Origin of the sequence: Nonomuraea sp. NPDC050691 (assembly GCF_040654455.1) — a bacterium.
In the GTDB taxonomy this organism is placed as follows: Bacteria; Actinomycetota; Actinomycetes; order Streptosporangiales; family Streptosporangiaceae; genus Nonomuraea.
In genome coordinates, this window is the sequence record NZ_JBFAIA010000125.1 from 1 (window position 1) to 24884 (window position 24884).

23 protein-coding genes are annotated in these 24884 nt (G+C 73.8%); 6 read left to right on the forward strand and 17 right to left on the reverse strand.

Annotation, left to right across the window (positions count from 1 at the left end):
- Positions 1-65: 65 nt before the first annotated feature.
- The 3 genes from AB0H81_RS31890 to AB0H81_RS31900 form a co-directional block, all read right to left on the reverse strand.
- Complete coding sequence (locus tag AB0H81_RS31890) at positions 66-647, reverse strand: hypothetical protein (protein WP_358381966.1); 582 nt, start codon at positions 645-647, stop codon at positions 66-68.
- Positions 648-810: 163 nt separating this feature from the next.
- Positions 811-1695: an NAD(P)-dependent oxidoreductase gene (locus AB0H81_RS31895; protein ID WP_358381968.1), complete on the reverse strand. Its 885-nt coding sequence runs from the start codon at positions 1693-1695 to the stop codon at positions 811-813.
- Between the two features lie 158 nt (positions 1696-1853).
- A complete protein-coding gene (locus AB0H81_RS31900; RefSeq protein ID WP_358381970.1) occupies positions 1854-4661 on the reverse strand; it encodes a DUF6493 family protein in 2808 nt (935 codons plus the stop codon).
- 167 nt (positions 4662-4828) lie between these two features.
- Between AB0H81_RS31900 and AB0H81_RS31905 the strand changes: the two genes are divergently transcribed.
- Positions 4829-6712, forward strand: coding sequence for a hypothetical protein (locus AB0H81_RS31905; protein ID WP_358381972.1), 1884 nt, complete (start codon positions 4829-4831; stop codon positions 6710-6712).
- 90 nt (positions 6713-6802) lie between these two features.
- Entirely contained in the window at positions 6803-7435 is a 633-nt protein-coding gene (locus AB0H81_RS31910; protein ID WP_358381974.1) for a flavin reductase family protein, read from the forward strand.
- 43 nt (positions 7436-7478) lie between these two features.
- On the opposite strand, the gene AB0H81_RS31915 is transcribed toward AB0H81_RS31910, so the two are convergent.
- Complete coding sequence (locus AB0H81_RS31915) at positions 7479-8345, reverse strand: LysR family transcriptional regulator (RefSeq protein WP_358381976.1); 867 nt, start codon at positions 8343-8345, stop codon at positions 7479-7481.
- 69 nt (positions 8346-8414) lie between these two features.
- Here AB0H81_RS31915 and AB0H81_RS31920 point away from each other — a divergent pair, with 69 nt between their 5' ends.
- Positions 8415-9014, forward strand: a complete 600-nt coding sequence (locus tag AB0H81_RS31920) for a short chain dehydrogenase (protein WP_358381978.1) — start codon at positions 8415-8417, stop codon at positions 9012-9014.
- A 33-nt stretch (positions 9015-9047) separates the two neighbouring features.
- On the opposite strand, the gene AB0H81_RS31925 is transcribed toward AB0H81_RS31920, so the two are convergent.
- From AB0H81_RS31925 to xylA, 5 genes are all read right to left on the reverse strand, one after another.
- Entirely contained in the window at positions 9048-9800 is a 753-nt protein-coding gene (locus AB0H81_RS31925; RefSeq protein WP_358381980.1) for an AraC family transcriptional regulator, read from the reverse strand.
- A 46-nt stretch (positions 9801-9846) separates the two neighbouring features.
- Positions 9847-10149, reverse strand: coding sequence for an antibiotic biosynthesis monooxygenase (locus tag AB0H81_RS31930; protein ID WP_358381982.1), 303 nt, complete (start codon positions 10147-10149; stop codon positions 9847-9849).
- A gap of 171 nt (positions 10150-10320) precedes the next feature.
- Entirely contained in the window at positions 10321-11424 is a 1104-nt protein-coding gene (locus tag AB0H81_RS31935) for a Gfo/Idh/MocA family oxidoreductase (protein WP_358381984.1), read from the reverse strand.
- Complete coding sequence (locus tag AB0H81_RS31940; protein WP_358381986.1) at positions 11421-12164, reverse strand: sugar phosphate isomerase/epimerase; 744 nt, start codon at positions 12162-12164, stop codon at positions 11421-11423. The genes AB0H81_RS31935 and AB0H81_RS31940 overlap by 4 nt, the downstream gene beginning before the upstream one ends.
- Positions 12161-13324: a xylose isomerase gene (xylA, locus tag AB0H81_RS31945; protein ID WP_358381988.1), complete on the reverse strand. Its 1164-nt coding sequence runs from the start codon at positions 13322-13324 to the stop codon at positions 12161-12163. The genes AB0H81_RS31940 and xylA overlap by 4 nt, the downstream gene beginning before the upstream one ends.
- Positions 13325-13418: 94 nt before the next feature.
- On the opposite strand from xylA, the gene AB0H81_RS31950 reads away from it, so the two are divergent.
- Positions 13419-14603 carry an ROK family transcriptional regulator gene (locus AB0H81_RS31950; protein WP_358381990.1) on the forward strand — a complete coding sequence of 395 codons (1185 nt, stop codon included), beginning with the start codon at positions 13419-13421 and terminating at the stop codon, positions 14601-14603.
- A gap of 115 nt (positions 14604-14718) precedes the next feature.
- On the opposite strand, the gene AB0H81_RS31955 is transcribed toward AB0H81_RS31950, so the two are convergent.
- Positions 14719-15612 carry an arginase family protein gene (locus AB0H81_RS31955; protein ID WP_358381992.1) on the reverse strand — a complete coding sequence of 298 codons (894 nt, stop codon included), beginning with the start codon at positions 15610-15612 and terminating at the stop codon, positions 14719-14721.
- Between the two features lie 36 nt (positions 15613-15648).
- On the opposite strand from AB0H81_RS31955, the gene AB0H81_RS31960 reads away from it, so the two are divergent.
- Positions 15649-16182, forward strand: a complete 534-nt coding sequence (locus tag AB0H81_RS31960) for a CGNR zinc finger domain-containing protein (protein WP_358381994.1) — start codon at positions 15649-15651, stop codon at positions 16180-16182.
- A 12-nt stretch (positions 16183-16194) separates the two neighbouring features.
- Here AB0H81_RS31960 and AB0H81_RS31965 read toward each other — a convergent pair whose 3' ends face one another.
- From AB0H81_RS31965 to efeU, 7 genes are all read right to left on the reverse strand, one after another.
- On the reverse strand, positions 16195-17298 hold the full coding sequence (locus AB0H81_RS31965) for a DUF418 domain-containing protein (protein ID WP_358381996.1): 1104 nt from the start codon (positions 17296-17298) through the stop codon (positions 16195-16197).
- Positions 17295-17543: an ATP-binding cassette domain-containing protein gene (locus AB0H81_RS31970; RefSeq protein WP_358381998.1), complete on the reverse strand. Its 249-nt coding sequence runs from the start codon at positions 17541-17543 to the stop codon at positions 17295-17297. The genes AB0H81_RS31965 and AB0H81_RS31970 overlap by 4 nt, the downstream gene beginning before the upstream one ends.
- Before the next feature lie 396 nt (positions 17544-17939).
- Positions 17940-18422, reverse strand: coding sequence for a Clp protease N-terminal domain-containing protein (locus AB0H81_RS31975; protein ID WP_358382000.1), 483 nt, complete (start codon positions 18420-18422; stop codon positions 17940-17942).
- The gene (locus AB0H81_RS31980) at positions 18419-18652 is read right to left on the reverse strand and encodes a hypothetical protein (RefSeq protein ID WP_358382002.1); all 234 of its coding nucleotides are present in this window, start codon (positions 18650-18652) and stop codon (positions 18419-18421) included. Before AB0H81_RS31980 ends, AB0H81_RS31975 begins: the two co-directional genes overlap by 4 nt.
- Positions 18653-19208: 556 nt before the next feature.
- The gene (gene efeB, locus AB0H81_RS31985; RefSeq protein WP_358382004.1) at positions 19209-20477 is read right to left on the reverse strand and encodes an iron uptake transporter deferrochelatase/peroxidase subunit; all 1269 of its coding nucleotides are present in this window, start codon (positions 20475-20477) and stop codon (positions 19209-19211) included.
- Positions 20478-20530: 53 nt separating this feature from the next.
- Complete coding sequence (gene efeO / locus AB0H81_RS31990) at positions 20531-21697, reverse strand: iron uptake system protein EfeO (RefSeq protein ID WP_358382006.1); 1167 nt, start codon at positions 21695-21697, stop codon at positions 20531-20533.
- A 55-nt stretch (positions 21698-21752) separates the two neighbouring features.
- A complete protein-coding gene (gene efeU / locus AB0H81_RS31995; protein WP_358382008.1) occupies positions 21753-22604 on the reverse strand; it encodes an iron uptake transporter permease EfeU in 852 nt (283 codons plus the stop codon).
- Positions 22605-22869: 265 nt separating this feature from the next.
- Here efeU and AB0H81_RS32000 point away from each other — a divergent pair.
- A partial coding sequence (locus AB0H81_RS32000; RefSeq protein WP_358382010.1) for a hypothetical protein occupies positions 22870-24884 on the forward strand: 2015 nt, incomplete at its 3' end.

Consider the following 24884-nt stretch of genomic DNA (forward strand, 5'->3'; position numbering starts at 1 on the left):
GGCGAGGACCGCGTGCCCGCCCACTCCCGCGCGGGCACGCGACCCCCGTGACTCGGTCGCCGGATCTACAGCTCGCAGTTGACCTCGGTCTCGGCGGTGCACCTGTCGACATCGGCGCCGCCGTTGGCGAGGTCGGTCCCGGCGCCGCCGTTGAGGATGTCGTCGCCGGTGCCGCCGCTCAGCGTGTCGGCCGCCGAGCCGCCGAAGACGCGGTCACGGCCGGGGCCGCCGCTGAGCGTGCTCGGGATGTTGGTGTTGTTGCGCACCGCGTCGTCGCCCAGGGAGGCGGTGACGCTGAGGCGGGTGACCCCCACGGTCGAGCAGCGGACGAGCGCGCCGAGCTGCTGGCAACCGGCCCCGGCGGTGACCTGGGCGAGCGTGTCGGTGACGGTGATGGACGAGCCGGCGCTGCCGTTGACGTCGAGGCCGTTGGCCTCGGCGCCGGCCCGCACCACGATCGTCGACCCGGTCCTCGACACCACGACCGGCGCCAGAGCGGCCCCGGCGGCGCCGGAATCCATGACGCCGGAGACGGTGGTGCCGGAGACGGTGGTGCTGAAGGCGTTGGCAGGAGCGCTGAGGAGGAGGGCCGATCCCGTCAGGGCCGCCCCCGCGAGCAGCGCCTTCCCCCAGATGGAACGAGACATGGGTGTTTTCTCCCGTGTGTTGAGTTCAATGTCCTGTGGACGGGCCCCCTGGTGGTGTCGTGCGAAGGTCCCCTCCTTCCGCTTCCGGGCGGCTGTGTCACATGCCGACATGGAAGCAGGGGCGGAGGGGGACGGTCCCGGTCGTCTTACACGGAACGGGCGGTTACTTGGCCCTGGCGCGGCCGTCCTCGTCGAGGTAGTCGCGCCACGACCGCTTCGGCCGGTAGCCGAGCAGGCGCATCGCCTTGGCGGAGGACAGGCCCGAGGCGTCCGGGCGGGACAGCTCCCGCAGCTCGATGGCGTCGCCGTGGATGTGGCGCAGCATCGTGGCGAAGTCGTGGCCGCCCGCGTTGTCCGGCGCGGCGATGTAGAACACCTCGTGGCCGGGCAGGCCGGACTCCACGGCCAGCACGATGGCGTCCGCCAGGTCGTACACGTCGGTGTAGCTCCACAGCCCGGCGCCGATCTCCCCGGGCTCGCGGACCTGCGGGCCGAGGTTGCGCTCGTAGTTGCCCTCGTGCTGCACCCAGCTCGGCCGCAGCGAGACGCACCGGATGTCGGAGCGGCGCACCGCCGCGTCCATGAGCTGCTCGCCGAAGTGCTTGGACAGCGCGTACGGGTCCTGCGGGCGGATCGGGTGGTCCTCGTCCACGGGCGCGTAGTCGGGCAGGAACGGGCGCTCGCAGAAGAAGTAGCCGGGCACGGTCTCGCTGGAGATGTTCACGAAACGCCTCGCCCCGAACCGGACCGCCGCCTCCAGGACGTTGAAGGTGGCCATGAGGTTGTTCTGGAAGACGACGTGCGGCGGGTGGGAGGTGGGGGCGGGGATGGCGGCGGTGTGCACGACCGCCTCGGCCTCGCGGATCGCGGCGAACGCCTGGCCGGCGTCGGTCAGGTCGGCCTGCACGTAGCGGGGCTCGCCGGGCGCGGGACGCTCGAAGACGGGCCGGTCGAGGTCCACGGCGGTCACCTCGTGGCCGGATTCCATGAGCGCGCGGACGGCCGCGCGGCCGACCTTCCCGTGGGCGCCGGTGACGGTGACGCGCATGTGCAACTCCTTGCGGGGGACGCCCGGGAGCCGGCCTGCCGGTCGGCCGCGAGGGGCTTGAGGGCTTGGGGCAGGCCAAGCTTAGAAGGGGCGGAGGTTTCGGGCGGGCCTCCCCGAGGGGGCACGGGCGGGTGAGGTGAGCTTCCAGGGTGTCCGGCTCATGGGCGGGTGAGATGGGCGTCCAGGGCGCGGGCCAGGCGGAGGGCGCGGGCCGTGCCCTTGCGCGCGGCGAACGCCGCCAGCTCCGGATGCCGTCCCCGCGCCCCGGACCAGCGGGCCGTCCGCTCGGCCAGGGCGACCAGCTCGGTGTCGGCCTTCGTCGCCCGCGCGCCGGGGGCCGGCAGCAGCGGCGGCAGGGCCGTGGTGAGCACGCGCCACACGTCGTGGTGCATGCCGTTCAGCGCCTCGGCCTCCAGCAGGGCGGCCAGGTCCCGCGTCCTGACCTCGCCGCGCGGCACCCGCTCCGCGAGCCACCCGCCCAGCTCCTCGGACGGCAGCTCGCCGGACGCCGCCAACCGCCGCAGCGCCCGCAGCGCCGGCTCGGTGCCGTCCTCTCCCCACGGCCGGGGGAAGATCCGGTAGGCGAGCAGCAGGGCGACCGCGGTCCCGGCCGGGCCGGAGGCGTCGGCCAGGAGCTGCAGCGTCGACGACGGCATGTCCTTCATCTCCAAGGGCTGGTGGCCGACCATGTGGGCGGCGACCACCTCCCGGTGTGACGGCATGACCGTGGGCCAGCGCTCCAGCATGCCGCCCAGGTGGCCGTCGCAGACGTAGTTGACGTGCCGCGGCTGGTCGGCCAGCAGCTCGTCGATGTACGGGAGCCCGGTGGGCGCGGCCTCGACGGTCGTCGTCATCCACACCACGGACCCGAGCCCGTCGTCCCGCCCGGACCGGGTGACCCGTACGACGGGGTCGGGCAGGCCGCCGTCCCGCATCCAGCGCGCCGCGCGCCGGCCCGCCGCGGAGGTGAGGGTCCCGGCCCGCTCGACCACGGTGGGGTCCACGGCGCGGGGCAGCCGGAGCAGCGCCTGCTGGAAGTCGGCGGGCAGAGGCTCAGGCCCGGCGGCCTCCAGCTCCTCCAGCCGGGCCACCAGGTCGGCGGGATCGACGTGCCCCGTGGACAGGCTCGGCGTGGCCAGCAGCAGCGGCGGCAGCGTCCCCGCCGCCAGCGCGGCGTGGATCTCCGCGTACCGCCGCAGCGTGAAGCGGTGGAACGGCGACGCGCGCCGGGGCTCGGGCAGCCGGTCGGGATACTCCGGCTCCGGCGGCACCCCGTTCAGGCGCGCGGCCGCCCTCAGGAGCCGCCTCTGGGAGCTCCCGTACGGTCGGCCTGGGTGCACCAGCTCGATGGCGAGGGCACGCATCCAGGTGTCGTGCTCGCTCCATTCGTCCCGGTCCAGCCGCCAGTCGTCCTGCCGGGTCAGCGGGGTGAGCGCCGCCCGCAGCGCGTCCCGGTCGCCGGCGGCGAGCCGCACGAACGCCGCCAGCGACCGCTCGGCCGCCGACCGGCCGCCGTCGAGCACCATCGCGGCCAGGCTCCGGGCGTCGCCGGGCGGCGCCACGGCCGGGATGGGGCGAGGCGGCGCGGGCAGCGTCCCGGGGACGGGCTCCGCCTCATGGTCCTCGGAGGCGGGCTCCGGCTCCGGGACCGGAACCGTCTCGCCGCCGAAGGCCGCCGCCATCCGGTTGCGCAGGTTCGGCGGCAGCTCGCCCACGCCGTCGCGCAGGGTCGCGGCCGCGTCCGCGGGGAAGCGGGCGGCGTGCCGCACGGCGATCCGCACCGCCCGCTCCTGAACGGCCCGCGCCTGGTGCCCGAGAGCCGTGGCCACGGCGGGCGCGAGGTCGCCGGCCCGTTCGGGGGCCGGCTTGACCAGCTCCTCCAGCCAGCTCAGCCCGGCGCGGGCCAGCCCGCCCTCGGCCCGGAACACCAGCCCTTCCAGCGCCTCGGCCACATCCTCCAGGGGGAGACGGTCCAGGTCCCGTACGTGCCGCAGGGACAGCTCGGCCACCGGGCCCGGCGCGGCCGGCAACAGGCGCAGGTAGTCGAGCGCGTGCGGCGCGACCTCGGCCGGCGTCGGCTTCAGCTCCTCGTGCAGCCGTACGAAGAACCGCAGGTCAGGCCCCTCGCCGCCGCGCAGGAACCGTCGCCTGCACCCGTCGAGCAGCATCTCGCGCATCGCCCGGTCGCGGGCCGCGAGCCTGGTCAGCCTTCCCAGCCACGTACGGTCGTCACGCAGCACCCGCCCGACCCCCTCGGCCTCGAACAGCCGCGGCACCAGGTGCCGGGTCAGCGGGTCGCCCGGCCTCGGCACCTGCCGGGCCCAGCCCACGACGAGCGGGTCGTGCTCGGGCGGCGTCGCGCCGGTGCGCCGCAGCAGGGCCAGCGCCAGCTCCAGCACCCGGTCGGCCTGCAGGGGACGCCGCCGGGCCCGGACACGGAGGGCCAGCCGTGCCGCGAGATCGGCCTGCCAGGCGTCCGGGCGGGCGGCGACCACCTCCAGGACCGGCTCCAGCTCCCGCTCCAGTTCCAGGGGCGAGGAGACCCAGCGGTCGAACTCGCGCCGGGTCACCCAGGCGGCCACCGCCGCCGCGCCGCCCAACGTCGCCGCCCCCGCCACCCGCATCGGCTCGATCCAGCGGTCGGCCGCGGGCCTGGCCTCCCAGCCGTCGTTCTCCCAGGTCATGGAGTAGGCAATGGTGTACTGGGGCTCGCTCAGCTCTCCGGCCGCGTACAGGCGTGCCAGCTCGTCCTGCTGCTCCCGCCTGTCGCGCTCGGCCCGCGCCTCGTGGGCGGACACCTCCTCCCACACGATCTGCCGGATCTCGGCGATGTACCCGGGCAGCTCGCCCGCCACCTCCCGCCGGGCCGGCTCGTCCAGCGCCTTGACGGTCCGCACCAGCGCGGCCATGTCGCCGGCCGCGATGAGGTCGCGCACCGGCGGCCAGGCGGCGTCGTTCGCTCGCATGACTCTCCTGGGGGGTCGAGGTGATCTCAGGGGTTGAGGTGATCGCGATCGTGGCAGAGCGCGCCGACAATTCCGGTGGCCCATGCCTGGGGTGATCTCGGGGGGTTGGGGGCTCGGGAGGCGCAGTTTCCGGGGTCACGTTCCGGGAGGGACGTTCGTGGAGGCCGATGGATAGGGTGATGGACGACCTCGGCGCGGCGAGTAACGCGGAGGGGCGCGGCGCGATGCGAGGTGGCATGCGGCACCGGACCCGGTTCGTCCTCCAGTCGGTGGTGGCCTGCGCGGCCGTGGCGGTGGTGGCGGCGGCCGGCCTGATGTGGGGGCTCGGCGCCGCGCCCAGGACCGGCGCCCCCGGCTGCCCGCCCCGCGACACCCGCGTGACGTCCCCGTACGCGATCAGCGGCTACTGGATGGAGCCCCGCCCCGACCGGTGCGACACGCGGCGGACGCTGCAGGCGATCCACGCGGCCGGAGGCGACACGATCATCACGTTCGGCCCCCGCTTCGCCGCCGCGCGGGTGGACGGCGAGGGACGCGTCCTGGCGGCCGAGCGAGGAGACGCGGGACGGACGCCGGTCGCCGACGAGGCCGGTGAGGGGGACGCGCGACGGACGCCGGTCGCGGAAGGGCCCGGCCGGCGGCTCGACCCCGTGTTCGCGGGCTGCGTCGAGCAGGGGCGGCCGTGTTACCTGGCCGCCCGCGACGCCGCCCGGGGTCAGGAGATCCGCCGCGTCTTCACGTACGTGACCAGCGAGAGCCTCGGCCCGGCCGCGCTGCGCTGCTCGGGGCTCGACCGGCGGATCGACGGCGGCGAACGCGTCTACTACCGGCTGCTGCTCGGGCCGTCCTGCCAGTCGGGTCCGTACGACCTGGTGCTGGTCGCGGCGGACGGCGACGGCGTCGGCAACCTGCTGGAGGAGGCCGCCGCGTACGGGATGCGGGTGTTCCCCGGGCTGCCCGCGGCGCCGCAGGACCCGGCCAAGCCGTGGCAGCCCGACGCCGCCTCCACCGGCGCGCTGGACGCCTTCACCGAGCGGGTCCTGACCGGCTACCGGGAGCGGTTCGGCGCGTCACCGGCGCTGGCGGGGGTGTATCAGTCGTTCGAGCTGGCCATGCGCGAGCGCGGCCCGCGGGACCCGGTGCTCGCGCTCTACCGGGCTCAGCACGCCGTGGCCGCCGCCGTGCTGCCGGGGCGGACGATCGTGGTGAGCCCGTACTGGGACGCGCGCCGGTCGCGGGGCTTCCCGCCGAGCGTGGTGGGCGAGGGGTTCGCCGACATCGCGGCCACCCGGGCCGGCCTGCCGATGGCCATCGCCATCCAGGACGGCCGGGGCGTCGGCAAGGTCCCGGTGTACGGGGCGGGCCAGGACGGTGACCCGATGGACGCCCGGCTCGTCCCGGTGGTGGGCGCGGTGCCGTACCGGCAGGCGTACTACGGCTCGACCGCCGACTACGTCGCCGCCGCCGCGCGCCGCGCCGGCCACGGCGCCGAGCTGTGGGTGAACGTCGAGGTCTTCGAGCCCACCCCGGTCGAGGGGGAGTGCGGCAGGACCGACCCGCTGCCGCTGCGCGGGCGCGCCACGAAGAGCCGGGTGGACCGGCAGGTCATGGCCGTCGGCCGGTACGCCACCAAGATCATCGCGTATGGCTGGGACCCGTTCCTGACCTGCCGGGACCGGCCCGGTGCGCCGTCGCTCGCGGACACGATCACGGCCGGCTGGAACGACCCCCTCGTCATGGACGCGAGGCGGCGCACCGTCGGCGGGCGCGACGGCATCGAGGTACGGGGGCTCAACCTCCGTGGCGGCACGCTGCGGGTGACCTACCAGGAGACCGGGGGAGCGGTGAAGACGGTCACCGTCACCCCCGAGCCCGGAGGCGATGGACAGGGCGACGGCCAGATGAGCGATGACCGGCCGGACGGGGTGGCGCGGGAGCTGGTCTGGGCGCCCTTCGATCCGGCCGGGATCGACCCGGACCGGTCCCTGCTCATGATCACGGCCGTGAACGGCGCAGGCCGGACCAGCAGCGCGGGCTTCGCTTTCCGGTAGCCGACAGTGGCCGTAGGTGAAGGTGGCCGTAGGACGCCTGTGGCCATCCTTCGGCGGCCGTCGAAAGGATGCGCCCCTACGGTCGGTGCCGTGACCACTGCACCTGGGTTCGCCGCGACAGGCCATCTGGAGATCACCCCGAGCATCCTGTACTTCGGGACACCCGTCGTGCTCCTGTCGACGGAGAACGACGACGGCTCGTTCAATCTCGCCCCGATGTCCTCCGCCTGGGCGCTGGGACAGATCGTCGTCCTCGGCCTGGGCGCCGAGGGCCAGACCGGGCGGAACTTGATCGCCCGGCCGGACCTGGTGATCAACCTGCCGCACTCGCGGCAGTGGCGGGCGGTGGAACGTCTGGCCCCGCTGACCGGGCGCGATCCCGTACCCGCGCACAAGCAGGGCGCGTTCCGTTTCGAACCGGCCAAGTTCGCGGCCGCGGGGCTGCGTCCCGAGCCGTCCGAGGTGGTGCGCCCGCCCCGAGCGGCCGAGTGCCCGATCCAGCTGGAGGCGCGGGCCGCCCGGGTGCAGGCCGACGCCGGCGGCGAGTTCCTCATCGTGGAAGCCCGCGTGCTCAAGGTCCACGCCGACCCGAGCCTGGTAGTGCCCGGCACCCAGCACATCGACCCGGCCCACTGGAACCCGCTGATCTACAACTTCCGGCACTACTTCGGGCTCGGTTCCGAACTCGGCCACAGCTTCCGCTCCCAGACACCCCGGCCCTGATCGGCTTCGAGGACGTCGCGTCACGTCGGCAGGGAGCACGCGGTCAGCGCGAGGACACCAGGTGCCGTTGCACCAGCCGGCGGAAGGCGTCGGTCGCGGGATGAGAGGGGCTTGCCGGCCACACCAGGTACACCGTGACGGGGGCGGCGTCGGAGAGCGGCAGGTAGCGGATGCCCGGGTGGGGGTGGTTGTAGCTGATGCCCGCGGTGGTCACCCCGATGGCGTCGCCGGTGGCGATGGTGGTGAGCCATTCGTCCACACCCGGCACCTGCAAGGTCCGGGGCCGCCGGCCGTCGGGCCACAGATCGGCGCGCGTGCTGGAGGCGGTCGAGCACAGGACGACGGGCTGTCCCGCGAGATCGGCCAGGCGTACGGCCGGGCGCCGGGCGAGCGGATGCTCCTCGGGTACGGCCGCCATGCGCTGTTCACGGATGAGGGAGCAGCTCGCCAGGGAGGGGTCCGGGGCGGGATCGGCGCGCACGAACGCCACGTCGGCCTCGCCTCGCCGTACGGCCGCCTCGGGGTCGTCCACGCGCCGGACGTGCACAGGCGTGTCGGGGTGGCGGTCACGCCAGGCGCGCAGCAGGGGAACCGTGTGGCTGCCCAGCGCGGACCAGGCGAAGGCCACCCGGATGGAGCGCGGCCGGGGACCTGCCGCGGCTTCGGCCAGCGCGTCGTCCAGCTGGTGGAGGATGCGGTGGGCGTGCTCCCACAGCCGCCTTCCGGCCTCGGTGAGCGTGAGGCGGCGAGTGGTGCGCTCGACCAGCCGCGTGCCCAGGCGGTGTTCCAGCTGTTCCAGGGTGCGGGAGAGCGCCGGCTGGCTCATGTGAAGGGCGAGCGCGGCACCGGTGATGGTGCCCTCGTCCCCGATCGCCGCCAAGGCCCGAAGATGCCGCAACTCCACATTCATAATCGTCGAGCATAAATGCCCCTGAAGAGCATTTCCCTGCCCGCTCCGTGCCGCCGTAGCGTCGTCGTCATGAAGATTCTTCTCATCGGCGGCGGCGGCACGCTGGGCACCGCCTTGCGCGAGACGCTGCTCGGGCGTGGCCACGACGTCCTCACCGTCGGCCGGAGCAGTGGTGACCTCCGCCACGACATCTCCGACCCGGCGCAGATCACGGCGCTGTACGGGAAGGCGGGTGCGGTGGACGCCGTCGTCAGCGCCGCCGGCGACGTCCCCTGGAAGCCGCTCACCGAGATGACGCCCCAGGACTACCGGGCGGCGTTCGACGGCAAGGTGCTCAGCCAGATGGAACTGGTGCGTCAGGGCGTCCCGCACGTTTCCGAGCGCGGGTCCTTCACCCTGATCAGCGGGGTGCTGGCTCGTGAGCCCGTGGTCACGGGCAGCGCCGCGTCCATGGCCAACGGGGCGGTGGAGGCGTTCGTGCGGGCGGCGGCGATCGAGCTCGCGCCCCAGCGGATCAACGTCGTCTCCCCGACGGTCTTCACGGAAGATCTCGACAAGTACGGGGCCTACTTCCCCGGCCTCCCGTCGGTGGACCTGCGTGATGTCGCCGCGGCTTACGTCCGCTCCGTCGAAGGCGCCCGGACCGGCCAGGTCTACGCCCTCCCGTAGTGCGGGCAGAGTCCAGGCAGCGAGTCGGTCCGGTCAGGGGCGGAAGCTGGCTCGGTACTCCGTGGGCGTACGGGAGGTCAGCTGCCGGAAGGCGGCGTTGAACGCGGACAGTGAGGTGTAGCCGACCGTGAACGCGATCTCTGTGATGGGAGCGTCGCCCGCGGCCAGTTCCTCGATCGCGCGCAGCACCCGCATCCGGCGCAGGACGGCCCTCCACGTCATGCCGGTCTCGTCCTCGAAGCGCCGGGCCAGCGACCGTGGCGCCAGGCCCACCTCGTCCGCCACGTCCTCGAAGCGGATCTCGCCGCCGAGCCGCTGCTCGGTCAGCCGCAGGGCTCGGCGCAGTTCCGGTGACCGCCCCGCCGGCACGACGACCGGACTCGGCCGCTCGGCGAGCCGCCGGCTCACGGCGCCCAGCGCGGCGAAGAGCGTCTCGGCGTACGCAGGAAGAGGCTCGTCGCTCTCGCCCCAGGCGCCGCACTCGGCCACCAACGCGCGCGCCAGCGGGCTGAGGTCGAACACGGTCAACGGTGCCGGCGGGGCCGCGGTGAAACCGGTGTCGAACAGCACCGACGCGGTCGTGGCCGGCTGCGGGATGCTCACTTGTATCTCGTGGCCCGCCTCGATCAGCGCGGCCCGTGCCGGCGGCAGCAGCCACGCCTGACCCTGCGCCTCGAGCCGGAGGGCACCGGCCGAGGCGCAGAGCAGGTAGTGGCGGTCGACCTTGAGCGTGCGGGCGGGCTCCGGCGGGAACGAGCGGACGAAGCTGTACGCCTTCCGGGTCATCCGCGGCCTCGCATGAGCCCATCCTAGGGAGCCGCCGTGACGCCGGTCAGGCGACGGTCTCCCACAGCTCCGCGCGAAAGCGCCGGCTCACCGGCGCCCCGACCATCATCGGCCGGATCACCTCGCCGGAGCGCGCGAAGGCGTCGGACTTCAGGTAGCCGGCGAACGACTCCTCGTCCTCCCACTCGTGGACTATGGTCACCCGGGTCTCGTCCTGCCGGGAGGCGTACGCCTGGTAGGCGAGGTTGCCCGGCATCGCGCGCACCTGGTCGCGTTCGCTGTCGAGATGGGCCAGTGCGGCCGCACGGTCGGCGGCGGCGGTGTCGAAGTCGACGATGGCAATGATCACAAGGACCTCCTGGATCGGGGCGGCGACTGCCGCGAGGCGATGTCCCGATCCTCGCGCCGAACCGCCTTGCCCCGCTTCCGTCAGCCGGACGCGTTCACGCTTCCAACGGACACGCCCACCCGAGCACCCTTCGGAGCCTCCCACGGAGAACGGCAGGCTCCGGGGTGCCGGTCAGGACAGGGTCGCGGCGTGGGGGTCCCAGTCCGGTGGGAGCGGCTCCGGAACGGGCGGGGCCGAGCGGACCCGGCGGAACTCACCGCGCTCCCCGGATTCCGTTACGGCCGTCATGATCTCCAGGACGTGCAGCGCCAGCTCGCCCGAGGCCCGGTGCGGGACGCCCGCGCGGATCGACCGGGCCAGGTCGAGGACACCGATGCCGCGTCCCGCGACCGTGCCCTCCACCGGCAGCTCCCGCCAGTCCACGTCGTGGAGCCCGCGGGCCAGCAGCGGCCCCTCGAAGGTGTTCGGGTCGGGCAGCGACAACGCGCCCTCCGTGCCGATGATCTCGATGAGCCGCTTGTCGACCGGCGAGTCGAAGCTGAACGTCGCCGCCGCCCCCGCTCCGTCCACGAAGTCGATCAGGGCGTCCACGTGCGTCGGCACCTCCACCGGGAACACCGTCCCGGCCTTCGGCCCCGAGCCGACGACCCGCTCGGCGCGGGGCCTGCGGGTGGTCGCCGACACCCGCGCGGCCGGGCCGAGCAGGGCGGTCAAGGTGGTCAGGTAGTACGGGCCGAGGTCGAACAGCGGCCCGCCGCCCCGCTGGTAGAAGAACTCGGGGCTCGGATGCCACGACTCCGGCCCGAGGTTCTGGGTGGCCGCCGTCACCGCGACCGGCTCGCCGACCAGGCCCGAGCGCAGCGCCCGCAGCGCCGACTGGATGCCGGCCCCGAGGAACGTGTCCGGGGCGTTGCCCACCCGCAGCCCGAGGTCGGCGGCCATGGCCAGCACCTTGGCCGCCTCCTCGGCGTCCAGCGCCAACGGCTTCTCGCCGTACACGTGCTTGCCCGCCCGTAAGCAGGCGAGCGCCACGGCGGCGTGCGCGGCCGGGACGGTGAGGTTGACGACGATCTCCACCTCCGGCAGCGCCAGCACCGCGTCGACGCCGCCCGAGACGGGCACGCCGTACCGCTCGGCGACCTCCGCCGCGCGCGCCTCGTCGAGGTCGGCGACGCCCAGCACCCGTACGTCGGGGAAGGCCGTGAGGTTGCGCAGGTACTGACCGCTGATCACGCCCGCGCCCACCACGGCGACCCCGACCGGCCCGCCGCTCACACGCCCTCCAGCGTGTTCAGGTAGCCGCGGCTGGCCGCCAGCGCGTCGAACACGTCGCCCGCGCAGTGGTCCAGCTCCACGATCCGCCACGCGCCGGGCGCCGCCGCCAGGACGTCCGGCACCGGCATGACGCCCGCGCCGACCGCCGTGTGGGGCGACTCCTTGTCCCCGGGCCCGTCCTTGACGTGCAGCGCCAGCACCCGGTCGCCGAGGCGGCGCAGCAGCGCGGGCACGTCCGCGCCGCCGACGGCCGCCCAGTACGTGTCCACCTCCAGGAACACCTCCGGCGCCAGCAGCCCGGCCAGCTCCTCCAGGGCGTGCCGCTCGCCGAAGCGCGGCTCGATCTCCCACCAGTGGTTGTGGTAGCCGACCCGCATGCCGTGGGCGGCGGCCCGCCCGGCCAGGCCGTTCAGCAGGTCGGCGGTGCGGGCCAGGCCGTCGCGGGTGGTGAACTCCTTGTGCGCCACGCCGCCCGGGATGACCACCAGCTCCGCGCCGATCGTGGCGATCGCGTCGAACACCTTCGCCGGTTCCTGGTCCAGCAGCGCGTACGCGTGCGTGATCGGCACGGCCAGCCCGAGGTCGTCCGCCACCCGGCGGAACCCCTCGGGGTCGGTGGTCGGGTCGAACGGCTCCACGGCGCCGTACCCGAGCCCGGCCACGCGGCCCAGCACGCCGTCGCGGTCGGCGGCGAGCTGGTCGCGGACGGTGTAGAGCTGTAAGGCGAGGGGGTCGGTCATCCGGCCGCCCCGCCGCGCACGCCGAGCAGGTGCTCCAGCGCGAGCTGGTTGAGGTGGGTGAAGTGGTAGCCGCGCTCGGCGGCCGCGTCCGGGTCGAACTCCTCGGCGGCCAGGTCGGCGAGCGTCTCGCCGGGCGCCAGCGTGGGCACGGCGAGCTGGTCCACGCGGGAGGCGGCCAGCGCCTGCTGCACCTCCGGGTCGGCGCGGAAGGCGCGCGCCTTCTCCCGCAGGATGAGGTACGTGCGCATGTTGGCCGCGGCCGACACCCAGACGTCCTCGGGGTCCTCGGTGCGCAGCGGCTTGTAGTCGAAGTGGCGCGGCCCGTCGTAGCCGCCGTGCTCCAGCAGGTCCACCAGGAAGAACGCGCTCTTGACGTCGCCGTGGCCGAACACCAGGTCCTGGTCGTACTTCGGGCCGTGCTGGCCGTTGAGGTCGATGTGGAAGAGCTTGCCGTGCCAGAGGGCCTGCGCGATGCCGTGGACGAAGTTCAGGCCGGCCATCTGCTCGTGCCCGACCTCGGGGTTGAGGCCGACCATCTCGGGGTGCTCCAGCTCGTTGATGAACGCGAGCGCGTGCCCGATGGTGGGCAGCAGGATGTCGCCGCGCGGCTCGTTCGGCTTGGGCTCGATGGCGAAGCGCAGCTCGTAGCCCTGGTCGATGACGTACTGGCTGAGCAGGTCGAGGGCCTCCTTGTAGCGGGCGAGGGCCGCGCGCACGTCCTTGGCCGCGTCGGACTCGGCGCCCTCGCGCCCGCCCCAGCACACGTACGTCCGGGCCCCCAGCGAGGCGGCCAGGTCGATGTTGCGCATGACCTTGCGGATCGCGTGCCGGCGGACGTCGCGGTCGTTGCTGGTGAACGCGCCGTCGCGGAACACCGGGTGCGTGAAGAGGTTCGTGGTGGCCATGGGGACCTTCATCCCGGTCTCGCCCAGCGCCTTGCGGAACGCCTCGATGGCCTTGTCCCGGTCGGGCTCCACGGCCAGCAGGTCGTCGTCGTGGAAGGTGACGCCGTAGGCGCCGAGCTCCGCCAGGCGGTGTACGGTCTCCACGGGGTCGAGCGCGGGCCGGCTGGCGTCTCCGAAGGGATCACGAGCCTGCCACCCGACCGTCCACAGGCCGAAGGTGAAGCGATCATCGGGGGTTGGGATGAACGAGCTCATGGTGCCCTCTCGCCGCTCTAGGATTAAGTCCACAATCTGCACATAATCCTCGGAGGCAGATGTGGCATCGTCAAGAGGCGTGCGGCACGATTCCATGCGCGCTCGCAATCTCGCCGTCGTGCTCGGCGAGATCCGCGCGGCGGGCCCCCTCACGAGGGCCGCCCTCGCCGAGCTGACCGGGTTGACCAAGACCACCGTGTCGAAGCTGGTCTCCGACCTGCTCGACGCCGGCGTCGTCGTCGAGAACGGCGCCGTCCGCGACGGCGAGCGCGGCCGTCCCGGCGTCGCCGTGAGCGTCAGCGGCCACCGGCTCGCCACCCTCGGCCTGGAGCTCAACGTCGACTACCTGGCCGCCTGCGTCGTCGACCTCACCCGGACCGTGCGCGTGCGCCGCGTCCGCCCTGCCGACAACCGCGGCTCCCGCCCCGAGACCATCCTCGCCGACCTGCGCGAACTGGCCGGCCAGGCCGTCGCCGAGGCCGAGCGCGCCGGACTGCGCATCACGGGCGCCGCCCTGGCCGTGCCGGGCCCCGTCCAGGACGGCCTGCTGCGCAACGCGCCCCACCTCGGCTGGCGCGACATCGGGGTGGCGGGCCAGCTCGGCCTGCTCGACCTGGCCTGCGAGGTCGACAACGAGGCCAACCTCGCGGCGCTCGGCGAGCTGTGGTTCGGCTCCGGTGAGACCGACTTCCTGTACGTCTCGGGTGAGATCGGCATCGGGGCCGGGCTGGTGGTGGACGGCTCCCTGTTCCGCGGCACGTACGGGCTGGCCGGGGAGCTGGGGCACGTCGTCGTCGTGCCCGACGGGCCCGCCTGCCGCTGCGGCGGCCGCGGCTGCCTGGAGGTGTACGCGGGACAGGACGCGCTGCTCGGGGCCGTGGTCCCGATGCGCGGCCGGGTCGCCGCCCTGCCCGGCGCCGCCGCCGCGCTGCCCGCCGCCTCGGCCTCGATCGACGGGCTCGTGTCGCTGCTGGAGGCGGGCGACCGCTCTGCCCTCGCAGCGGCCGGCCAGGCGGGCGAGGCGCTCGGGCTGGCCCTCACCTCGGCGGTCCACCTGCTCGACCCGGGGACGATCGTGCTGGGCGGGGTGTTCGCGCGGCTGTTCCCCTGGTTGGAACGGCCCGTGTCCGACGTGCTGTCGGTGCGGCTGCGGCAGATGCGGCGCACGCCGCCGCGGGTCGCGATGTCGGCGATCGGCGCCGACGCGGCGGTCCTGGGGGCGGCGGGCCTGGCCATGCAGCGGGTGATCGCCGACCCGGCGGGCGTACTCGCCCTCTGACCCCGCGCTTCCCCCTGACCCCCGCGATTCCCTCTGACCCCCGGTCTTCCCTCTTCCCTCTGACCTCGCGGTTCTCTGGCCGCGCTTCCGGCCCCGTGCTTCGCGGATCCGGGCGTCAGGCGGCCAGGGCGCGGACGATGACGTCGGCGAGCAGGGCGGCCTGCGACCCGTCCTCGTCCAGGTCGGGATCGAAGATGGTCACCTGGAGTCCGGCCGCGCCGGGCAGCCGGAGCAGGCCGCGCAGCAGCCGCACCAGCTCGTCGGGGGACAGGCCGCCGGGGGCGGGCGAGTCGACGGCCGGCAGCACGGACGAGTCGAGCACGTCGGCGTCGACGTGGATCCAGAACCCGTCGAGCTCCTCGCGGCCCAGCACGTCCGCCGCCGCCTCCTCGCCCCGGGCGGCCACCTCGTCGGCGGGCACGTACGCGAGGCCGGTGTCCGCGATGTCCCGCAGATCCTCCTCGTCGTGCACCCCGAGCACGATCACGTCCTCGTCCCGCACGTACGGTCGCAGCCCGTCGATGTCGGTCAGATAGCCGTCGCCGCGCCCGGTCACCAGCGCCACGCCCTCCCCGCCCGCCGCGCCGACGTGCGGCGAGTTGCCCAGGTGGCGGAAGTCGGCGTGCCCGTCGAGGTACGCCAGCCCGTACCGCCCCTCGCGGCGCAGCGCCAGCGCCGCCCCCAGCACGATCGAGCAGTCGCCGCCCAGCACCACGGGGAACCGCCCCTCGCCCCGCAGGGCGGCGATGCGCCCGGCCAGCCTCCGCGTGTAGGTCGCGATGGCCTGACCGTTGCGCACGCCGTCGCCGGGCTGCCAGGTGGCGACGTACCGGGGCGGCACCACGGCTCCGGCGTCGCTCGCGCCCAGCCGCTGGAGCAGCCCGGCATCGCGCAGCGCCCACGGGGCCTTGTAGCAGCCGGGGACGGTGTCGGGCGCGGGCGGGCGCAGCCCGAGGTTGGAGGGGGCGTCGAGGACGACCAAGACTCTGTCAGTGGTTATACTCGTCATACTCCTGACGGTAGCACGGGATGATGGGATGGCGGAATGCGGGACTTCGCGGAGACCGGTCTGGTGGCGCTGGACCTGGCCAACACCTGGGACGCCTATCTCGACGAACCGGAACGGCTGCCGGACGCGGCGGCGCTGCGCCGCTTCTGCGCGGAGTTGTCGGTGACGCGCGGCGACGCGGGGCCGGGGGATCTGGCGGAGGTGCGGGCGGTGCGGGATCGGCTGCGGGCCGTCCTGACCGCCGATCCCGCCGACCGTTCAGACGCCCTCGCGCGCTGGACATCCGAGCTGCCGCTGCGCCCCGCCGTCGAGGAGGCGGACGGCGTCCCCCGGCTCCGCCTGGTCCCCGTGCCCGGCGCCTCGCTCGCCGGCCGCCTGGCCGTACGAGCCGTGCAGGAGCTGCTCGACCTGGCGGCCGAGGGCGACTGGGAACGGGTGCGGATGTGCGCCGCCGCCCCCTGCCGCGACGCCTTCGTGGACCGCAGCCGGCCGGGCCGGCGCCAGTTCTGCTCGACCCGCTGCGCCAACCGCGCCCACGCCGCCGCCTCCCGCGCCCGCCACCGCCCCTGACCGGCCGCGTGCTCACCCGTCGCGACGGCGATAGGTCAGGCGTCGCAGCAGCGCCTCCGCCGGTCCCTGGTGCCCGGCCCGCCGCATCCACTCCGCCGCCAGGATCGAGATCGCCCAGACGGCGAGCCCGATCACGAACGCGGCGGCGAACCCCAGGTCGTCCCCCAGGCCCAGCGTGAACGGGTAGAACAGCACGAGGAAGATCACCGACTGGAACAGGTAGAAGGTCAGCGACCGCTGCCCGAGGGCGGCCAGAGCGGTGACGAGGGGACCACGCGTCGCCCGCGTCGCGGCGAGGCCGATGAGCGCGGCCAGGCCGACGCCGCCGGCGTAACCGGTGAGGGTGTGCGTCAGGACGGCGGCCCAAGGCGCGGGAGACATCCACGCGCCGGCCATCAGCAGGGCCCCCGGCAGCCGGCCGGCGAGCGCGACGGCGAGGCAGATGACGGCGGTCCGGCGCAGCAGGCCCCTGTGGCGTCCGGGCTCGTCCAGGACCCGGCGACGGGCCGCCCAGATGCCCAGCGCCATGCCCGGCACCACGTCGATCGTGCCCAGGGCCGTCTTGAACGGCCACAGCCGAAGCCCGGAGAGGATGTGGGTGCCCAGGTCCGCCGGCATGGCGGCGGACGGCGTGACGGGGACGGCGCCGGCGTACGCGAGGAGGATCGGCCCGGAAACCACGAGCGTCGCCGGGATGACGGCCAGGGCGGCCGTCCAGCACAGCACCGAGTCCCGGGCCCGCACCAGCGGGGCGAGCAGCAGCAGTGTCAGCCCGTACACCGCGACGATGTCCAGCGGCGCGATCAGCACCCCGTGGGCGAACCCGATGACGACCAGCCACCGGCCCCTGCGCCGCAACAGCTTCCCGAGCGAGCCTCCTTCCGCCCGATGCCGGGACGCGAGCTGGCCCAGCGCGTAGCCGAAGAGAAGGACGAACAGGGGCCGGGCCTGGTTGTGGGCGAGCAGGTGATCGAGGAACGCGGCGACGCCGTCGAGGACGCCGGAAGCCGTGCCGGAGACGAACACCGGCGCGTGCGCGAGCGCGATCGCCAGCAGCATGAAGCCGCGGGCCAGATCCGGCGCCAGTGACCGGCCGGCCACCTGAGTGACGGTCATGATGTCACCCCATTCGCAGCAGGGCGCGATCGCGGCGCGCCGCCGCGCTCGACCCGGCCCCGTGAGCGGGTGCGGAGACCCTCCAGGGTCTCGATCGTGGTGGTCTTGCCCGCGCCGTTCCGTCCCAGCAGGGCCGGCACCTCGCCGGGGCGGGCCTGGAGCGTGACGTCATGCAGGACGTCGACCGAGCCGTAGCGCATGCGCAGCCCGGCGACGTCGAGCACGACCTGCTCGCGCGTCGTCATGGGATGACCTCTCTTCGTGATCGGACGCCCTCGCGGCGGGACGCATGCCGGCGGGACCCGGTGCGAGGGCATGACGCGTCACGGCCCGAGCCGACAGCGGTGTGCGGGCATGGCGGGGCCGGGGCGCATGGGGATGGGGACAGGAAGCGGGGCGGCCCGAAGGCCGCGCCATCGAAGGCGCGCCATCCAAAGGCGCTTCGAAGGTCGCGCCATCCAAAGGCGCGCTTCGAAAGGCGTGCTCGGCCGCGCTTCGCCGGAGAAGCCGGGGGGACCGGCGGAGCCGCTCGGGACGCCGGAGGGTCCCGTCACGGCGGCTGGGTCGCGCTGATCGCGCTGGGTCGTGTGGTGAGTCGTGTTGGAGTCGTATGGGGAAAGGGCAGGGAGCCGGGGGCGGGGCTACCAGGTCTCGCTGGCCAGCGTCTCCCGTACGCGTGCCATCAGGTCCACCCGGCGGACCCCCGCCAGGGAGAGCGCGCGGGGTACGGTGCCGATCTCGGTGTCCAGGACGCCGAGCAGCAGATGCGCGGGACGCAGGTCCTTCTTGCCGCCGCAGGCCGAGAAGCCGCGTTCCAGCGCGAGTCCGGCCGAGGCGCCGACCTTCAGCCGGCGATCGGGGTCACGGCTCGGCGGAGGGAGGCGGAAGGAGGAGAGGGACACTCCGGCGGCGCCGAGGCTGTGCTCGAACTCCCGGTCCAGCGCGTCCCTGATGGCCTGCCGTCCGAGCCCCGCCTCGGTCAGGACGCGGTGCGCGGCGGTGCCCTCGTGGGCGGCGATCGCCAGCAGCAGGTGATGCGCCTCGGTCGCGGCGGAGCCGTCCTCCCGTGCCTCCTCCACCCCCTTCTTCATGATCGCGTTGATGTAGTCGTCGATCGCGCTCAATGTCGTCTCCTCAGCGTGACGCCCGCGGCGATGAGCCGCTTGGCGTGCTTCTTGTGGACCGCCTGACGCGTGATGCCGAGGGCCTCGGCGACGTCCGGCCAGCTCCAGCCCGCGCGCATGGCCTGCTCCACGGCGGAGTCCTCGAGCTGATCGGCCAGGCGTCGCAGCGCGGCCACGGCCGCCAGCGCGTCGGCGGGATCCTGGGGAAGGGGTACGTCTTCTGCCGGCATGCAAGCAACCGTAGTTGACTAATATGGGATAGTCAACCTCGGTTGCTTAGTGCGGGCCGGCGTTTCCCTGAGCCCCGCTCAGCCCCGCTCTTATCGGTACTCGTCCCCGTGGAGACACCGGGCGTGTGGCTTCCCCTCTTCCGCTCGCCCGGCACGCACGAAATCCGGCTGGCGTCATCCCCCCAATTCTGGGGATGTGCTGCGACTGATCGTCGACACCACGCCAGCTCTTGCTACTTCCGCACCTCGGTCCCGGGAGACCAACGCAAAGCGCTCGTGCAGATCACCGAATGATGCAACCTGCACTGCGCGCACTGCCTCGTCTCCTCCGGCAATTGGGGTGACCACTGTCCAAGCTTTCCAGGCTGTAAGAGGAGGGCATTTCTGGACTCGCGTAACGCTCGGGGGTGCAGGGGGCGGGAGGCCCCTTGCCAAGGGGGTGTGGGGGAGCGCGGCTTCCCCACACAGCGCTGTCCGAGCCGAGTCGCGCGGAGCGCGCCCCTTCGAGGGCCTTGCCTTTTGAGCCCTTGCCGAGCCCCCGAACGAACCTCCGCGGTCAGGCGAACAGGGCGCGGCCCCAGTAGTCGCCCGCGTCCCGCACCCCCGGCGGGCAGGCGAACAGCCCGCTCGACACGTGCTTGATGTACTCGTTCAGCGCGTCGTTCTTGGCCAGGTTCATCTGCACCGGGACGAACTGGGTGCGCGGGTCGCGCTGGTAGGCGATGAAGAACAGGCCCGCGTCGAGCCGCCCCAGGCCGTCGGAGCCGTCCACGTAGTTGTAGCCGCGCCGCAGCAGGTGGGCGTTGCCGTTGTGGCTCGGGTGGGCGAGCCGGACGTGGGCGTCGGCCTTGATGTACGGCTGGCCGTCGGGCCCCGTGGCGGCGAAGTCGGGCGTGTCGAACTCGGCCTTCCTGCCCAGCGGCGCGCCCGCCCCCTTGTCGCGGCCGAAGATGGCCTCCTGCTCGGCCAGGGAGGTGCGGTCCCACGTCTCGATGGTCATCCGGATCTTGCGCGTCACCATGTACGTGCCGCCGGCCATCCAGTCGTTGCCCGACGCCCACAGGTGGTCGCGCAGGAGCTGGGCGTCCTCCAGCTTCATGTTGTTGGTGCCGTCCTTGAAGCCCATGAGGTTGCGCGGCGTGGCCTGGGCGCGGGAGGTGGACGACGTGCGGCCGAAGCCGAGCTGCGACCACTTCACCGACACCTTGCCGAACCCGATGCGGGCGAGGTTGCGGATGGCGTGGACGGCGACCTGCGGGTCGTGGGCGCACGCCTGCACGCAGATGTCGCCGCCGGAGATCTCGGGCACGATCTGCTCGCCGGGGAACTTCGGCAGGTCGGCCAGGGCCGCCGGCCGCCGGGACGCCAGCCCGAAGCGGTCGTCGAACAGCGACGCCCCGAACCCGATCGTCAGCGTCAGCCCCGAGGCGGGCAGGCCGAGCGCCTCGCCCGTGTCGTCCGGCGCGGCCTCCGGCGAGCCGCCGATCGCGCCGAACGTGCCCGCGTCCTTGCCCTGGGTCAGGCGGGCCGCCGCGGCGGTCCACTCCTGGAGCAGCTCGGTCAGCTCGGCCCGCTTGTCGGTGGTCACGTCGAAGGCGACGAAGTGCAGCCGGTCCTGGGCCGGGGTGACGATGCCGGCCTGGTGCTCGCCGTAGAAGGGGACGGGGTCGGAGGTGGAGGCCGCCTGGGCCGCCGGCTCGTCGAGGAGGGAGCGGGTGGCGACGGCGCCCGCCCCCACGGCCGCCACGCCCGCCGCGCCCAGCCCGAACAGCTTCCTGCGGCTCATCCGACCGCCGTGCCCCGTCTGGTCCCCGTGCTCGTCCATCGCCGCGTCTCCCTGCCCGGTTGTCACGTCGCCACGTCTTGCCGGTCCGGCCGTCACTTGGCCACGATCGGGGCGATCTTGCTGATCGGCTCCCCGAGCGCGTTGATGGCGTCCGACAGCTTCTTCAGCTCCGCCTTGGACAGCTCGTCGTGCAGCTTCCAGCCGTCGCCCTTCTGGTGGACGGCGAGGGCCTGCTCGGCCGCCGCGAACTTCTCGTCGAGCGTCTTGACCAGGTCGGGGGCCCGCTCCTCAAGGACCGGCCGGAGCGCCTGCACGGCCGCCTTGGAGCCTTCGAGGTTGGCGTCGAAGTCCCACAGGTCGGTGTGGGACCAGATGTCCTCCTCGCCGGTGATCTTCCCGGTGGCGACCTCGTCGAGCAGCTCCTTGGCGCCGTTGGCGAGGTTGAGCGGGGTCAGCTCGGTCGCGTTGGCCTTGGCGACGATGGTTTTGACGTCGGTGATCAGCTTGTCGGCGATCGGGCCGTCCTTGGCGACGTCCTTGGTGATCCAGAGGTCCTTCTCGATGCGGTGGAAGCCGGTCCACTCCTCGCCTTCGGCGAGGTCGGCCTCACGGGCGTCGATGGCGGGGTCGAGGTCGCCGAAGATCTCCGCCACCGGCTCGATCCGCTCCCAGTACGTACGGGACACGGGGTAGAGCTCCTTGGCCTTGGCGATGTCGCCGCCCTTGACCGCGTCCACGAACTCCTGCGTCTTGACCAGCAGTGTGTCGCTCTGCGACTTGACGTACCGCTTGTACTCGGCGGTGGCCGCGGCCAGCTTGGCGTCCTTGGTGAGCGGCTTGTGCTCGCCGGTCACCTTGAGCGGGTTGCGGATGCCCTTGCCCACCATGCCGGGCTTGCAGGCCGTCTCGTACGTGCCGGCGGGCAGTTCGGCGACCACCTCGCGGGTCAGGCCGGGCACGATGTTCTCCACCTCGGCCATGACCCGGTCGCCCGGGGCGTACACGTAGAACTCGGTGACCTTGCTGCCGCCGTTGGTGATCGCGAACGTGCTGGTGCCGGCCGCCACCTCGCCGGCGGCCACCTTGCACTCGGTGTCGGACGCGGCGACGGCGATCTTGCCGGGCTTGCCCGGGGCGGCGGGGCCGGTCGCGGCCTGCTCGCCGGAGCCGCAGGCGGCCAGGCAGAGCAGGGCCAGCGCGCCGGCGGCCGGACCCAGGGCGTAGCGGGCGCTGCGGGCGCGAGGGGTGCTGATGCGCATGGTGTTCCTCATCGGACTGCGACTCTCCGGGCGGTGTTCGGTCGGGTGTTCAAGGTCAGGCGGAGGGCCGGGCGGCCGGGGACGTGGACGCCGGCGTGGGCGTCGTCCTCGCGCGCTGCGGGCGCAGGAACAGGAAGAGCGTGGGCACGGCGTAGAGCACCCAGGCGACGGCTTCGAGCACGCTGGGCTGCGGCGTGAGGTTGAGGGTGCCGGCCAGCAGCGCCCCGTACCAGGAGTCGGCCGGGATGATCGCGCTGACGTCGAAGGCGTACGTGGTGAGCCCGGGCAGGACGCCGGCCTCCTGCAGGTCGTGGACGCCGTACTTGAAGATGCCGGCGGCGACGAGGATGAGCAGCAGCCCGGTCCACGTGAAGAACTTGGTGAGGTTGATCCGCAGGGCGCTGCGGTAGAGGCCCCAGCCGATGACCACGGAGGTGAGCAGGCCCAGGATGATGCCGGTCAGCGGCGCGGCGGTGGCGGTGGCGCCCTGCACCGAGGCGAAGAACAGCAGCGCCGTCTCGAGGCCTTCGCGGGCGACGGCGAGGAACGCCATGACGACGACGGCCAGGGAGCCCATCTGGAGGGCGTCGGTGAGCTTGCCCCTCAGCTCGCCGGACAGCGCGCGGGCGGCGCGGCGCATCCAGAAGATCATCCAGGTCACGAAGACCACGGCCAGGAGGGACGTGATCGCGTCGAACAGCTCCTGCCCGGTGTGGCTGAGGTGGGCGGCGGTGAAGGTGAGCAGCGCACCGAAGCCCACGGAGAGCGCGACGGCGCCGCCGACGCCGGCCCACACGTGCGGGAGCCTGTCCTTGCGGTCGCTCTTCACGAGGAACGCGATGAGGACCGAGACGACGAGGGTCGCCTCCAGTCCTTCGCGTAGTCCGATCAGGTAGCTGGCGAACACGGTCACTCCCGCAGCGGCGTAGGAAAGGCTTACCTAAATTAGGGCAGGTGGAGCCTACCTAATGCAAGCGCCTCGTCCGACGTCCCCCTCCTCATGTCTTCCTGCCGCAGGTCAGAGCCATGAACGCGGACCCGGCGAACGTCTATGGTGGCCTATTTCACCGCGTACAACGGGTAAAGCACGGTGGGCGCGTTGCCCCTGGGACCGGCCGGACGGGGAGGGTTGCCCCAAGAGTCCGTACGGGGGGATCGCGATGGACGGTCAGATGGGTGACGCCTTCGGCGTGCGGGTGGCGGGGCTGCCGGCCGACGGGCTGGAGGAGTTGCGGTTCACGCGCACCTGGGCGCTGGTGGACGAGATCCTCGCGGAGGAACGTGCGGAGGGAACCGGTGAGGGGCCCGGCGGCGACGCGTACGGCGAGGACGGTCACCCGTTCGGGCGCGACCCGTACGGCGCCCCCGTCCTCGACGGCGACGACGGCGAGGAGGGCGGCGGCTGGGCCGACGAGGCGCCGGGGGCGCTGGCCGAGGCGCTGGCCGCCGAGCTGGCCGACCGGGCCGACGCCCTGCGCTCGGTGGCGGGCGACGACGCGTTCCTGCGCGGCCTGGCCTGCTCCTGCCCCCGGCTGTCGGCCACGCTGGAGGGCTGGCTGGCCCGGCCGGGCGCGGTGCCGAGACGGCCCAGGCTGGCCCGGCTGGCCAGGAACGTCGCCCGGACCGCGGCGACGGCGAGCCCGCACGCCGTGTCCACGATCAGCGGGCTGGGCCGGTGGGAGGACGCGGGAGCGGCCGTGACCCCGGCCGGCGAGCTGCGCTGGAGCGCCGTGCCCGAGGTGGACCTGGCGACGGTGCGGCGGGTCTGGGCGGCGCTGGCCGACCGGCCGGGGTTGCGCGAGGCCGTGCGGGTTCGCGTCAACCCGAGCCTGTGGCAGGAGGACGGGCGGCTGTGGTTCCTCGGAGCCGCGTCCGGCGCCCAGGACGGCGCCCAAAACGGCGCCCATGACGGCGCCCATGACGGGGACGGCCGGCCGTTCCGTGAGCCGCGGGAGGCGGCGGCGCCCGTCGCGATCCTGGCCGAGCCGGTCGTGGCCGGCGCCCTGGCCTGGGTGCGCGCCACGCCGGAGCCGACCGTGGGCGCCCTGGAGCGCGCCGTCGCGGAGCCCGGCGTGGTCAGGCGGCTGCTGGCGCTGGGGCTCGTGGAGCGGGTGCGGCCGTTCGCCGACCAGGCGCTGGATCCGCTGGCCGACCTCGCCGCCTGGGTGGAGGACGTCCTGCCGGGTGACTCGCCGGACCGTCCGTGGCTGCCCACCGCGCTGCGCGAGGCCGTCCAGGCCACGTACGGCGAGCGCATCAGGCCGGTGGCGGGCTGGCTGCTCGCCCGGCTCGGCGACACGGCGGGGCTGGGCGAGCGGAGCGTCCGCGTGGAGACGGCCGTCTCGACGGCGCCGCCGGCCGTGTGCGGGCGGGGCGCCTGGCAGCCGGTGCTGCGCGACCTGGACGCGGTGCGCCGCCTCGCCGCCGTGCTGGACCCGGACCTGCCGGTCAGGCTCACGGCCGCCGAGCACTTCGTGGAGCGGCACGGCCCGGACGCCTCGGTGCCGTTCCTGGCCTTCTACCGGGACGCGCCCGACGCGTGCGCGGACCTGCGGGCGCTGCTCGAACGGGCCGGGCCCGCCACCGGATCGACGGCCCGCCGCGCCCACCGGCTGCGCCGCGAGACCTGGGACGCGCTGTTCGCCTCGCCGCCGGACGAGGACGGGGTGCTGGTGGCCGATCCGGACATCGTGGAGAAGATGGCGGTGTCCTGGCCCGCGTACGTCCGGCCGCCCGGCTCCATCACCTGTTACGGCCATCTGACGGCGGGACACCAGTTCGTGCTGAGCGCGGTCACCGCCGGCTACGGCCGGGGCACCGGTAGGACCCGTCACCTGCTCTCCCGCGCCGGCGTGGGCGTGCCGGACGCACCGCGGCGGGCGGTGGCCGAGTGCCTGGGCAGTTTCGGCAACCACCTGAACCTGCGGCCCGCCTCGGCCGTGGCCGTGGACTACCCGTTCACCGTGGCGGAGGGCGCGGCGCTGTCGCTGACGGACCTGCGCGTCTCGTACGACCCGGGCACGCTGCTGCTGGTGCTGACCGGCGCGGACGGCGAGCTGGTGCGCCCCGCCCACCTCGGCGCGTCGGCGCCGCGCGCGCTGCCTCCGGCCTGGGCGTTCCTGCTGCGGGTCTTCGGCGAGCCGGTCGGGCTCGCCGTGGCGCCGTGGCGCTCGGCCGCCGCCGTGGA